The 14,599-nt window shown below is 30.8% G+C and carries 8 protein-coding genes; all 8 read left to right on the forward strand.

All coding sequences use genetic code 11. The features are described 5' to 3' along the window. Positions 1 to 653: LPXTG cell wall anchor domain-containing protein (locus BMW96_RS06750; protein ID WP_143050716.1), on the forward strand; the 653-nt coding region annotated here is incomplete at its 5' end. Between the two features lie 349 nt (positions 654 to 1,002). Then, positions 1,003 to 5,691 (forward strand): beta-N-acetylglucosaminidase domain-containing protein, encoded by a 4,689-nt coding sequence (locus BMW96_RS06755; protein WP_092353796.1) that lies wholly within the window; start codon positions 1,003 to 1,005, stop codon positions 5,689 to 5,691. 1,511 nt (positions 5,692 to 7,202) lie between these two features. After that, positions 7,203 to 11,879: an alpha-L-fucosidase gene (locus BMW96_RS06760; protein WP_092353798.1), complete on the forward strand. Its 4,677-nt coding sequence runs from the start codon at positions 7,203 to 7,205 to the stop codon at positions 11,877 to 11,879. A gap of 87 nt (positions 11,880 to 11,966) precedes the next feature. After that, positions 11,967 to 12,089: a hypothetical protein gene (locus BMW96_RS14655; protein ID WP_257606887.1), complete on the forward strand. Its 123-nt coding sequence runs from the start codon at positions 11,967 to 11,969 to the stop codon at positions 12,087 to 12,089. Positions 12,090 to 12,473: 384 nt separating this feature from the next. Continuing rightward, on the forward strand, positions 12,474 to 13,268 hold the full coding sequence (gene ltrA / locus BMW96_RS06765) for a group II intron reverse transcriptase/maturase (RefSeq protein ID WP_092353800.1): 795 nt from the start codon (positions 12,474 to 12,476) through the stop codon (positions 13,266 to 13,268). A gap of 37 nt (positions 13,269 to 13,305) precedes the next feature. After that, on the forward strand, positions 13,306 to 13,773 hold the full coding sequence (locus BMW96_RS14660; protein WP_143050718.1) for a tyrosine-type recombinase/integrase: 468 nt from the start codon (positions 13,306 to 13,308) through the stop codon (positions 13,771 to 13,773). A gap of 35 nt (positions 13,774 to 13,808) precedes the next feature. Then, positions 13,809 to 14,063, forward strand: a complete 255-nt coding sequence (locus tag BMW96_RS14665; protein WP_257606890.1) for a tyrosine-type recombinase/integrase — start codon at positions 13,809 to 13,811, stop codon at positions 14,061 to 14,063. A 171-nt stretch (positions 14,064 to 14,234) separates the two neighbouring features. Continuing rightward, positions 14,235 to 14,489 carry an integrase core domain-containing protein gene (locus BMW96_RS06780; protein ID WP_211283599.1) on the forward strand — a complete coding sequence of 85 codons (255 nt, stop codon included), beginning with the start codon at positions 14,235 to 14,237 and terminating at the stop codon, positions 14,487 to 14,489. Positions 14,490 to 14,599: the final 110 nt, after the last annotated feature.

The raw sequence follows: 14,599 nt of genomic DNA on the forward strand, positions 1-14,599 counted from the left end.
AAGATGCATTAGATAAAGCAAATGCAGTATTGACAAATGATAATGCAACACAAGAAGAAGTAGATGAAGCATATGATAATTTACAGGCAGCAATAGATGGTTTAATAGAAGTAAAACAAGTAGATAAATCATTATTGGAAGCAATGGTAAATAGAGTATTAGGATTAGAAGAAGATAAATATATCGCATCTTCGTGGCAAGCAATGTTACCAGTGTTAGAAACAGCCCAAGAAGTATTAGCAAATAATAATGCAACACAGGCAGAAGTAGATAAAGCATATGATGCATTAATAAGAGCATACTTAGACTTAAGAGTAAAACCAAATAAAGATATATTAAGTGGTTTGATCAATAAGGCAAATGGATTAAATGCAGCAAGCTACAGTGCCAAAACATGGGCAGTAGTAGAAAATGAAGTAATAAAAGCACAGGAAGTATTAGAAGATCCAGAAGCAAGTGAGGCAGAAGTAAAAGCAGCCAAGAAAGCTTTAACAAAAGCCCTTGAAGGATTAGAACCAGTGAAAGCTGGAGATACAACTGCAAATGCAATCAAGACAGGTGATTCTTCTTCTGTTGGAATTTTTATAGGTTTATCAGTTTTAAGTATATTAGGATTAAGAATATTTAAAAAAAGAAAATATTTCTTTAAATAATTAAAAGATAGTGGTATTATTGAGGTATATAGTTAAAGAATAAAATATTGGTGTTTTACACTGTAAATAGAATAGATTGTTACTTTAAGTAGGCAAGACTATAAGACAGGGATGTTTTTAGTCTTGCCTTATTTATGCTATTATTAAATTCTATAAAAAATAAATAGGATTTAGTGATTATAAAATGATTAATGGAAGGGAGAGATTTAAAGGGTACAAATTTATATTTTATTTATGAAAAAATCAAAAAGGAGGGGAAGAGAATTAATAAGAGAAAGTTTAAATGAATTTCATACTTTAATTTGAAGTAAGATAGCTGTTATAAAGCTATATGAGAGAGGAAAAGAATATGGGAAAAACATTAAAAAAAGTATTAACAATCGTTGTAACATTTACAATGGTATTTAGTTCATTGATTGTATTAAAACCAGTAAATGCAGAAGATGAAACTAAAACTTATACTATTTTTCCAACACCTCATGAAGTAGTTTATGGAGAAGGCGATTTTGCTATCTCTGATGATGTAAATGTGGTGTATGGTGATGCAATTGATAGTTATACTAAAGATCATACAGTTGATGTATTGGATTTATTGAGTAAAACATGTACAGTTAGTGAAGCTGTTAGTGTTGATAAAACAAATATAATTGTGGGAACATATAATTCTGATGATTATGTAGATAGATACTTTAAAGAGAATATTTTAATTGATAATGAGGGTTTATTTAATAAATATGATTCTTATATTTTGAGTATTAATGATGGTGTAATTGCGGTATTAGGTAAAGATACTGATGCTGCTTTTCATGGGATTACATCATTGAAACATATCTTTACACAAGTTAAAGATAATAATATTTTAAATTTAAAAATTAATGATTATGCTGATGTTAAAGCTAGAGGATTTATCGAAGGATATTATGGGAATCCATGGTCAAATGAAGATCGTGCAGATTTGATGATATTTGGAGGGGATTATAAATTAAATCAATATATTTATGCTCCTAAAGATGATCCTAAGCATAATAGCCGTTGGAGAGAATTATATACTGAGGAAGAATTAGAAGAAATATCTATGGCTGCAGAAGCTGGAAATAGAAGTAAATGTTATTATGTATATGCATTACATCCATTTATGTCAAATAGTTTTAGATTTAATACCGATGCTAATTATAATGAGGATTTAAATATTGTTAAAACAAAATTTGAACAATTGATGAATGCAGGAATAAGACAATTTACAATTTTGGCTGATGATGCTTCTGTGCCATATGGTGGAGATTCAAGCTATATAAGATTAATGACAGATTTAACAAACTGGTTAATTGAAAAACAAAAAGAAATTTCTGGATTAAGAACAGACATGATGTTCTGTCCAGCTAATTATTATGGAAGTGGTACAGGTGTAACAGGATTAAGAGGAATGCCTGAAAGTGTAAAAATAATTCAAACAGGTGGACAAGTATTTGGATCAACAAATTCAAGTTTCTTAAATAATTTCAACAACAGTATGTCAAGAAGTCCATATATGTGGATCAATTGGCCATGTAGTGATCAAACTAAAGATGGATTGATCATGGGAGGAGCAACTAGATTTTTAATTCCAGGTGCTGATCCAGAAAAAATTGCTGGAATTGTTTTAAATCCAATGCAACAGTCAGAAGCAAGTAAGCATGGGATTTTAGCTAATGCAGATTATGCATGGAATGTATGGGAAGATGAAAGTGATTATGAAAGAGTATGGCATGATTCATTCAACTATATGGACCATGGCACAATTTATGATACAGAAGCATCAATCGCTTTAAGAGAACTTGGAAAACATATGATAAATTCCAATACAGGAAATCCTGAATCTGTAGAGTTAGCACCAAAGTTAAGTGAATTCATGAGTGATTTAAGAGCTGGAAATGATATTATTGCTAAAGCAGATGATTTAATTGCGGAATTTACTTTATTAAAAAATTGTGCTAATACTTATAGCGCTAATCCAGGAAATGAAAGAACAAGAGATCAAATTATTTATTGGTTAGATTGTTGGAAAGATACAACAGAATCGGTTTTAAATTATTTAAACGCTGCTAAAGCATTACAAAATGAAGAAGAAGCAAGTGTAATTTGGGACTATTATTCAAAAGGACAAGTAGCATATGATGCTTCAAGAGAACATGGTTTCCATTATGTTGATCATACTGAGTATGCAAGAGTAGGTAGACAGCATATTTATTCATTTATGCAAAACTTAGATAGTAATTTATATGGTAAAGTTACAGCACTTATTAATCCTGGGCAACAACAGGTTACATTTATTACTAATCGTTTAGATGGTGCAACTGGTAATATCAGCAATGTTTTAGATAATGATGCAAGTACAGAAATTATTTATAAAGTACCTAATACAATTGAGACTGGTACATTTGTTGGTCTTGAATATAGTGACCCAATTGATATTAATAGTGTTACATTTAGATTAGGACAAAGTGGAAATTATAATGACACATTCCAAAAAGCCAAAGTGCAATATACTACAGATGGGGTAGAATGGATAGATGTTAACAATGAAGAATATAATTTACCAAGAGAAATAAATATAACAGGTCTTGATTTAAAAAATGTTAAAGGAATTAGAGCAATAGCTACTGCAGATAGAACTAATACATGGTTAGGGGTTCGTGATATTGTAGTAAATAATGAGGGTTCAGATAATACAGGTGTTAAATATTCAGCTAGTGTTATTAAAACTAGTACTTATGGAATTTATTCTAGTTACTATGAATCTAAATTAACTGATGAAAGTGATGATACTTATGTATGGTATAATCAAAATTCTAAAGTAGGTGACTTTGTAGGTCTTGATTTAGGTGAAGTAAAACCATTAGGTTTAGTAAGATTTATTATGGGTGCTTCAGGAAATGATTATTGGAGTGGTTATGATTTAGAATATTCAACTGATGGTGAAAACTATACTGTATATGGAAGCTACAGTCAAAATGTTGAAAAGAAAACAGTAGAAGCTGATTTAACAGGAATCAATGCTCGCTATGTAAGAGTTAGAAATACTAAAGATAAAAATGTTTGGTTAAAAATGTCTGATTTTAGAGTTAATAAACCAAAAGATACATTTGTTGATACAAATAATGAAAGTTTAAAGAATATCGCAACTGTAATTGATGCAGATAAAGCCTCAATTTTACCTACAGTAGATGCAGTTACATTAAATCCTGATGAATATATTGGAGTTACATTATTAGGAATTAAAGAATTGACAGCTATTGATTTACAATTAGTAAATGGTGAAGCTCTAACTTTACAAGTATCTAAAAACAATCTTGATTGGGTAAATGTTAATCCAGAAAGTACAAATTTACCTAATGCTCGTTATGTAAGGTTAATCAATAAAACAGATGCTCCAGTTACATTCGAAATTACTAAATTTTTAGTAACTGTTAATGCTGGTGATGCAGCATTTGAAGCAAGTGTACCTGAAATGAGCGGTTATGCACCACAAAATATGTTTGATAGTAACTTAACTACAGCATATAAACCAGATACTACAGAAGCAGGATATATTACATATACTCTTTCTGAAAATCTGGATGTTACAAAAATGAATATTATTCAAAAAGATGCAAATAGTAATGCAAAAGTATTAGTGTTGGTAGATGGTGAAAATGGTAAAGAATGGGTACAAGTAGGTACTTTAAGTAAACCATTAAATGAAATTTATTTACCATTCTGGAAAAATATTTATGAATTAAAATTCGAATGGGAAGCAAATAGTGCTCCTACTATTACAGAAGTAATTAAATTGAATAATGCAGATTTATTACCAAACCGTAATGATTTACAATCATATATTGATGGATTGGATATTGTAGAAAATCAGTATACAGCAGAATCTTATCAAGAATTTATGCAAAAATTAATTGAGGCTACTGAAATTTTAACAAATAACAATAGTACACAAAAACAATTGGATAATGCATTAACTGTTTTACAAGATGCAGTAAATAATCTAGTACCTGCAAAACCAGCAGAAACAGACAAAGTAGCATTATCAATCGCAATTAATAATGCTGAGAGTGTAACACAAGAACAGTTAGATAAAGTAGTACCAGCAGTAGTTAATGAATTCAAAGCAGCATTAGAAAATGCTAAAACTGTATATGATAATGACAGTGCATCTCAAGAAGAAATAGATAATGCAACTAATCGTTTAGTTAGAGTAATGCATATGTTAGAATTCTATAAAGGAGATAAAACTGCATTATCAATTGCTATTGAAATGGCTGAAGCTATTAGTCAAGAAGAATTAGATAAAGTAGTACCAGCAGTAGTTGTTGAATTTAAAGCAGCATTAGAAAATGCTCAAGATGTTTATGATGATGAAAATGCACTACAAGATGATATAGATGATGCATTTGAGCGTTTAGCTAATGCTATGCATATGTTAGAGTTCTACAAAGGGGATAAAACTGCATTACAAAAACTAATGAATCAAATAGCTAATCTAACAGCAAGTGATTATATTGAATCTACATGGAATGCATTACAGGTAGTATTGCCAAGTGTAAATGAAGTACTAGATAATGAAAATGCAATGCAAGATGAAATAGATGAAGTATATACAGAATTAGTAAAAGCATTTGTAAACTTAAGATTAAAACCAAATAAAGATTTATTACAAGATTTAATCAATAAGGCAAATGGATTAAACAGAGTAAACTACTCTGCAGCATCATTAAAAGTAGTAGATGTTGAAGTAGAAAAGGCGAGTGTAGTATTAAAAAATCCAGAAGCAACAAAAGAAGAAGTAGAAATTGCAGTGTCAGCTTTAACAAAAGCATTGGCAGGATTAGAAGCAAATCCAAGTAATCCAGTAGTAGATGGTGGTATTAACAAACCTGTAGAAACTATAAAACCAGGAGATAAAACAGCAGGTGTAAAAACAGGGGATAATTCATTAGTAGGAGTATTTACTGGAATGGCAATGTTGAGTATAGCTGGATTAGGTATACTTAGAAAAAAAGAATATTAATATAAGAATAGATTTTAATTAGGTTCTTAGTTGCTTATGGATAAAAGAACTCATGAAACAGCACGAGAAATTGTGCTGTTTTTGCATCTTAAAATGTTTGTTATTTTTAGGGATGAATTTATATATTCTAATTTATGTTATGTCCTGATAGGTTATTTCATATTTTAATACTCTATGTATTTATCAATACATTTTTTATTTTAATCATTTATCATAAATTGATTTAAAACTATTGCTCAATTCGCTATATGTCATATTTCCCTATTTTTCTTCTAATTCCTTAATTATTAAATAGAGTAATTTGAAAAGGGCATTTTCATTTGGGAATGTCTTTTTTTGTGACTTTTCTAAAATTCGAATTTACTGACTCTATTGTGTTGATCGTATACATGATTTTTTTGACAGCTCCTCTATAATTGTATAGTTGCTCAACATGTATAAAATTCATTCTGCATACATCTACTGCCTTTAGGTATTGTTTCCATTCATTTTTAAAGCTTTAAATGTTGCTACACTATAAATCCTTTTTTATTGACTGATTATATTTTTATAGTCTTTTTAATAGTATATATTTGATTGAATTTCTTATAAGATGGACTATACATCTTTGTACTACTGCTTGTAGAAATATTGCCTTTGCATTTGCTTCATCTATTGAGATAAAAAGATAACTTCTATTTCTTCACTTTTTAGTTCATCAAAAATTTATATTCACTGATTTTCACTCTTTGTTGGAGTCAACTATAAACTAATATGTCTTTGTGGCTCTCAAAATAGTAGCTCAGTATAACATCTACTGCATATTGGTTGACTTTATAATTTGGTTGTAGCGAAACATATACATACAGTCAATAAATAGAAATGGATTATACTTCTTTAAGGGTTTCATACGCCATTCTTCTAGTTTTCAACAATGGCAAGAATGATGTGTGACTCCTTCCCTGGCTTATCATTAGAATAAAAATATTCAACAATAGAGAAAGTAAAAAGGAGTTGATTGAAAAAATCAAATTATATATAGTTTAAGTTCTAAAAAATATAGTGAGAACTTCTTAAAACGGGTTTGTATTTTTTTCTTCATAAAAATAATAATTTGTAAATTGACCATCAAAAAATGTAAATATATCTTGCAATAGTAATGATATTATATAGGCATAATCCAATATAATGAGTATATTTTTTATGGTTTATGCTTGTTATATTGTTAATATTCTAGTATTAAAATATTAAACAATAATTATCAATAATAATGTAAATATTTTAAAGAGTTATTGATTGAAGGAGGGAAGAAGTAAGTGAAGAATGATTTTTATTAAAATTTAAGTTGGTTTGGATCATGTAATATTAAAAAATGAAGTGTATAGCTTATTTAATAATAAGTAAGGAGATGATAAAAAAATGTAAATAGTAGAATATTTGATGAAAATAATCTATATTTATAAGAATTTAAGAAGGGAAAGTTAGGATAAACATGTAGTGGAGACAGAAAAAATATAAGAGGAGAGAAAAAGATGAAATCAAATAAAATAGTATTGTCGTTAGCGATGGTTATGTCTCTTGTTGCAGGAAGCTATGGGACAATTTCTATAAACGCTGTTGGAAATTATATTGGTGATGATGATTTATCAAATACACAAACTTCTGCACCAGCGTCTTGGGGTGTAACTCCAACAAAAGAACAATATCGTTATCAAAAGGAAGAGTTAGCTGGTTTTGTTCATTTTGGGCCAAATACATTTAATGAAATAGAATGGGGAGAAAATTATGGAAATAGAACCCCAGATGAAATTTTTAAATTAGAAAAGGATTTTGATGCCAAGACATTAGTTAAGGCATTTAAAGATGCAGGATTTAAAAAGATTATTGTAACTGCTAAACATCATGATGGATTTTGTATTTGGAACAGTCAATATACAGATTATGATGTAGCTGAAACAAGTTATAAAAATGGAAATGGTGATATTTTAGCAGAAATTTCTGCAGAATGTTCAAAATATGATATAGATATGGGATTGTATTTATCACCATGGGATATTCATGAACCTAGCTATGGGTATTATGATGAAAATGGTAATGCGACAACTGAAGATAAAGATGTCTTAGATTATAATGATTATTATGTAAATCAGCTGAATGAAATTTTAGGAAATGATAAATATGGAAATAATGGTCATTTCAGTGAAATATGGATGGATGGAGCAAAAGGTAGTGGTGCTAATGCTCAAAAATATGATTTTAAAAGATGGTATGACACTATTCAGGCTCAAGAAGGAGAAGAAGCAGGATTTGATAGTGAATGTATGATTTTCCAATGTGGTGCCAACACTACAGTTCGCTGGATTGGAAATGAAAATGGTTTTGCAGCAAAAAATACATGGTCAAAATCAAATGTGGATATAGATGCTGATACATGTAATGATAATGTACAGGGAAGCTATTCATTAGGATTTGAAAACGGAAATAAATGGACAGTACCTGAAGCTGATGCACGTATTACATCTGGATGGTTCTGGGGAACAAGAAAAAATACACCTAAGAGTCTTACTGATCTAGGTCAAATGTATTTTAATTCAGTTGGTCACAATGCACCATTGTTATTAAATGTTCCGCCTAATGCTGATGGAACAGTCGATCAAGTAATTTTAGATCGTTTAGCTGAATTTGGTGAAAATATTGCAGATACTTTTGAAACAAATTTAGCGACTAATGCATCAATTAAAGCATCAAGTGTACGTGGAAATGATATTAATTATAAACCTGGAAATGTTATTGATAGAAATGATGATACATATTGGACAGTTGATGATGGAACACAAGAGGGAACACTTTTAATTGATTTAGGTTCAACAAAAACATTTGATGTTGTTTCTATTGAAGAGGCAATTCAGTTTGGTCAAAGTATTAATGAGTATAAGATTGAATATCGAAATGGTGAAAACAGTGATTGGAAAATCATGGATGAAGGAGAAACCATTGGTGCAAAACGATTAGTTAGAACTAGTGCTATAAAAGCTGATCAAATTCGAATTACTGTAGATACCAATAAATCAGATGCACTTCCAATTATTAGTGAAGTTGGTGTATATAAGGCTACTGATGGGTTTGAATTAGCAGGTACAGCTCCTGATGAAATGGATGTTATTGATATTGAAGATACAAACATAACTGATGGTGCAGGTTTTACGTTTAATGGTAGATGGTATAGTGAAAATGGAAATAATTATATTAATGGCACTAATCGTTATGCCAATGCTGGAGCATCTTTAACTATTACTTTTACAGGAAGTAAAATTTATTTGATGGGAACAAAGGATCCAAATCATGGAGTTGCATCTATTGCTATTGATGGTGGCGAAGCAGTGAAAGTAGATACAAATGCTAGACCACGGGCTACTGGACAAATGATTTTTGCTTCTGAAGATTTAGAAGATGGAGAGCATACATTAACATTAAATGTTGATTCAAAGGCAATCGGGATAGAAGCTGCGTATGTAATCAATAATGGTGGAAAAGGTATGATTGGATTAGAGCAATCTAGTTATACAATGAATGAAAATGAAAGAATGGATGTTAAAATAGTTCGTGTAGGTGGAAGTAATGGTACAATAAGTGCAAAATTACAACCTAATCCTGGAAGTGCTATTCAAGATGATTTTAATACTGAATTAATTAGTGATATTATAATGGCTGATGGAGTAAAAGAAATTACTGCTCCAGTTGAAACAAGAAGAAATACAAATGCAACAGGAGATCGTGTGTTTAGTATAGAATTGACTGATCCTAGTAACGGATTGATTTTAGGATTTGTTGATAAAGCAAATGTCACAATTAAAGATACAGAAACCAGCTCTTTAGAAGCATTAAATAAGCTTCTTGAAACAGCTAATCAAAAGAATAAAGATTGGTATATTTCAGGATGGGATAACTTTGAACAAGCATTAGCAAACGCAAATGAAATTTCTAATAAGCTAGATGCAAGTATTTTAGAAATTGAAAATGCAATTGAAACTTTAACTGAAGCAGAAAAAGATTTAGTTAAAAGAGAAAAATATACAGTAGAAGATCCATTTGTTTTACCGTGGAAAAAGGGTTCTTCAGCAACATTGGAAGCAGAGTTTGTAACAGAAATAGTAAATGATGAAAGTAATGATAATGGATGGCCATGTGTAATCACTGAAGCCACATGGGCAAGTAATGGAAAATTTATTGATGCAATAAATCATGGCGATATGATTAAATATGCTTATAATGCTCCAAAAAAAGGAACATATCATGTAAAAGCATATTATCGAAGTGGTGCGACAGTAAATAAGTTAGCATGGTCAGAAGAAAATGGAAAAATCGAAAGTGGAGAAGTGTCAGCAGGTGCAAGTAGTACAGCAGCTACACATACAGCAGAATTTGATTTAAATGTAAAAGAAGCAGGAGCGGGTGTATTAGTATTCACTGGACCAGCAGGTAAATCACCACAATTAGATAAATTAGAAATCACACCACTAGAAATTGAATTAAGTACATTTAATATAGAAGCAGTAGTTAATGAAGGTGGTACAATAACTGATGAAGGTACAACTACAGTTACTGAAGGAGATAGTAAAACATATAATATTGTTGCTGATGATGGATATGAAATCAAAGATGTTCTTATTAATGGAGAATCTGTAGGGAAGGTTGAATCATATACATTTGAAAATGTTTTAGCAAATGCTAAGATTGAAGTAATATTTACATTTAGCAAGTATACCGAAAATAACCCATTTATTTTCCCAGATTTAAATGATATTGTAACTTTAGAAGCTGAATTTGTAAGTGAAATTATAAATGATGAAAGCAATGACTATGGATGGCCATGTGTAATTACTGAAGCTTCATGGGCAAGTAATGGAAAATTTATTGATGCAATAAATCATGGAGATATTATCAAATATAACTATAATGCTCCAAAAGCAGGAACATATCATGTAAAAGCATATTATCGAAGTGGATCAAATACAAATGAATTAGTATGGTCAGAAGAAAATGGTAAGATCGAAAGTGGTAAAGTATCCGCAGGAGCAAGCAGCACAGCAACAACTCATACAGCTGAGTTTGATTTAAATGTTAAAGAGGCAGGAAATGGTGTATTAATATTTACAGGACCAGTAGGTAAATCACCACAATTAGATAAATTTGAAATTGAATTTGTAAAAGGTGCTGAAGTTGATGCTGATAAAACTGCATTGGATAAGCTAATTAAAGAAATAGATGATTTAGATGAAACTGTTTATACAGCAGAAAGCTGGAATGTATTACAAAATGTTTTAATGTCAGCAAAAGATATATTATCTAAAGAAGATGCAATGCAAGAAGAAGTAGATAATATAGTAGATTTATTAAAAGCTGCAAAAGATGCTCTGGTAGAAGTTGAAATAATAGAAGCAAACAAAACAGCATTATCAATTGCAATCGATATGGCTGAAGCTGTTAGTCAAGAACAATTAGATAAAGTAGTACCAGTAGTGGCTGATGAATTTAATGCAGCATTAGAAAATGCTCAAACAGTTTATGCTGATGCTAGTGCTACACAAGCTGAGGTAGATGAAGCATTTGATAGACTAGCTAGTGTAATGCATATGTTAGACTTCTTCAAGGGTGATAAAGCAGCATTACTAAAGATGATGGATCAAATAGGTAAACTAACAGCAAGTGAATATATAGAATCTACATGGAATGCATTACAAGCAGTATTACCAAGTGTAAATGGAGTATTAGGTAACGAAAATGCAATGCAGGAAGAAGTAGATGAAGTATATACAAAGTTAGTAAAAGCATTTGTAAACTTAAGATTAAAACCAAATAAAGATTTATTACAAGGTTTAATCAATCAAGCAAATGGACTAAATAGAGCAAACTACTCTGCAGCATCATTAAAATTAGTAGATGATGTAATGGAAAAAGCAAGTGCAGTATTAAATAATCCAGAAGCAACAAAAGAAGAAGTAGAAACTGTAGTAGCAGAATTAACAAAAGTATTATCTGGATTAGAGACAAAACCAGGAAGTGCAGTAGATACTAGTATACCAGTAAAACTTGGAGATAAAATAGCAGGTGTAAAAACTGGAGATATAACAAATATGATGTATTCATTAGGTGGATTAGCAGTTGCATCAGCTGTATTCTATTTAAATAAGAAAAGAAAAAAGATTTAAAATATAAAAAATAAGCAAAAGGTAACATTTTATATAAATGAATGTTACCTTTTTAATGGTGGTGTGCCAGGCATGGCATGAATTCAGTTGGAGATAAATCAACCACAGGTAGTTACCGCCAAGTGTAGTGAACCACAAGCCGTTGATAGTGATGTCATGAGTGAAGGAAGTGGTGTAGCAATTCTTTTGAGCGTACGAACAGAAACTTGATGAGGCTAAATGGATGGTGGATAAGGTTGCCACTCAAACCGAAGTCCAAAAGGTAAACGTAAAACCAAGACAGTAAATCAAGACGTTGTGAAAGAAATAGGGTTCATGTCTTACCCTGGGAGGTCTTATGGACGAGGAATTCTAGTAAACTTTAAAATCAGTGATAGTACCCTCGGTCGAAAAAGGTTTACCATAAGGAGTCAGATGAAGTCATAGCAGGTAGAAATACTGAAGGACTGAAACGTTTATAAAGTGCAAATCGCTATAAGCAATGTTTGGATAATCCGAATATGAGGACAGCCTAGAACTATGAAACGTAATCATAGATGGTAAAGGTAATTGGGAAGTTTCCAAATAAATTTACAAATAGAGGAGGAGCAGCAAATGAAATTAATGGAAAAGATTTTAAGTAAAGAGAATTTAGAAAGAGCAATCAAAAAGGTCAAACAAAATAAAGGAGCACCAGGAACAGATAAAATGACAGTACAAGAAATTGAATACTGGTGTGAGCAATATCAGGAAGAATTAATCTCCAAGATAATGAACAAGCAATATCGACCAATGCCGGTTAAAAGAGTATATATTCCAAAACCAAATGGGAAACAAAGACCATTAGGAATACCAACAGTAGTAGACCGAGTTATCCAACAAGCAATGTTTCAAGTATTAAGTGAAATCTATGAGCCAGTATTCAGTGAACATAGTTTTGGATTCAGACCAGGAAGAAGTGCACATATGGCAATGAAAGAAGTATTGAAGTACTTGAATGAAGGGTACGAATGGATAGTTGATTTGGATATAGAAAAGTTCTTTGATACAGTAAATCATGATAAGTTAATTTCAATCTTAAGAGAGAAAGTCAATGATGCAACAACATTACATCTGATACGAGCATATCTAAGGGCAGGAGTATTAGAAAATGGGCTTATTAAAAGCACAATAATAGGAACACCCCAAGGAGGACCTGTTAGTGTCATACTATCTAATATTTATTTAGATAAATTTGATAAAGAGTTGGAAACAAGAAATCTAAGATTTGTGAGATATGCCGATGACTGCATCATCTTCGTTAAAAGTGAAATGAGTGCAAATCGAGTAATGAAGTCAGTGACATCATGGCTGGAAAGAAAACTATTCTTGAAAGTTAGCGCAACAAAGACAATTATATTATTTGGTTAAAAAAAGAAATGCATCAGCTAAAACAGTAAATTTAAGAATGACAGCATTAAAATCATTCCTGAAATACTGTTTAGAAGAAGATTTTGAACTTAGGGTATTTTATAATAATGCGCGATCAGTCAAAGGTCAGAAGATCGGCAAAAGTCCAATAGAATATCTTAAACCCGAAGCAACAAAAGCGATACTATCTGCATTTGATGGAGATACAGCAAAACACAGACGTAATCGAATGATGCTTATATTAATGTATGATTCTGGATGTCGAGTTCAGGAAACAGCTGACCTGAAAGTTTCATCATTGCATTTAGATGCAGCCAATCCATATATGACAGTTATTGGAAAGGGACGAAAAATGAGAAATATCCCTCTTACAGTTAAGACAGTTGCACATTTAAAAAACTATTTGCATGAATTTCATGAAAAATCAAAAGATGAGTATTTATTTTATTCATTTTTAGATAACAAACCTCATCAGCTTTCTACCGACAGTATTGCGTTGATTTAAAAAAAACAGCTAAAATAGCTAAAGAAAAATGTGATATAGTTCCAGAGCGAGTCCATTGTCATATGTTACGCAAAACAAAAGCGATGGATCTGTATAAAGATGGTGTTCCATTACCATTTATTATGCAGCTTCTTGGACATGAAAGCATGTCAACAACATCAGGTTTTTACGCCTTTGCAACGTTAGAAATGATGTCTCAAGTATTAAATAAATCAAATATAAAAGACACAGCAGAAGAAAAATTATGGATAGAATCAAATACTATAAAAGATTTATATTCACTTGACTGACAGGGATACTATACCGAAAAAAATTGTAGGATTTTACTTAAAATATTATTAAATCAGATAAACTTCGGTATAGTTTTTTCTTCGGCATAGTCAGAATTATACCGAATTCAGTATAATTCTGACAGGGGAATACAGTTCACAAGTGAAGAATATAGAGAATTAACAGAAAAAATGAAAAGAAGTTATTCAAAAAAAGGAACACCATGGGATAATGCATGTATAGAATCATTTCATGCATTAATAAAAAGGGAGTGGCTAAACAGATATAAGATATGGGATTATCAACAAGCGAAGAGATTAATATTTGAATATATAGAAACATTTTATAACACGATAAGAATACATGGACATTGTGATTATTTAAGTCCAGACGAATATGAAAAAGAATATTATGCAAACCAAATCAAACAATTAAATCTAAATTAAAAAATTGATAATATTTCAGTTTAACTGGCACTTTTTCTTGACATAGTACCAATCTTGCATTGAAAGAGGAAGTGAAGAAGTGGAGAAAATCAGAAAGAGCGTTTACAGTA

Origin of the sequence: Thomasclavelia cocleata, from assembly GCF_900102365.1 — a bacterium.
Classification (GTDB): Bacteria; Bacillota_I; Bacilli_A; order Erysipelotrichales; family Coprobacillaceae; genus Thomasclavelia; species Thomasclavelia cocleata.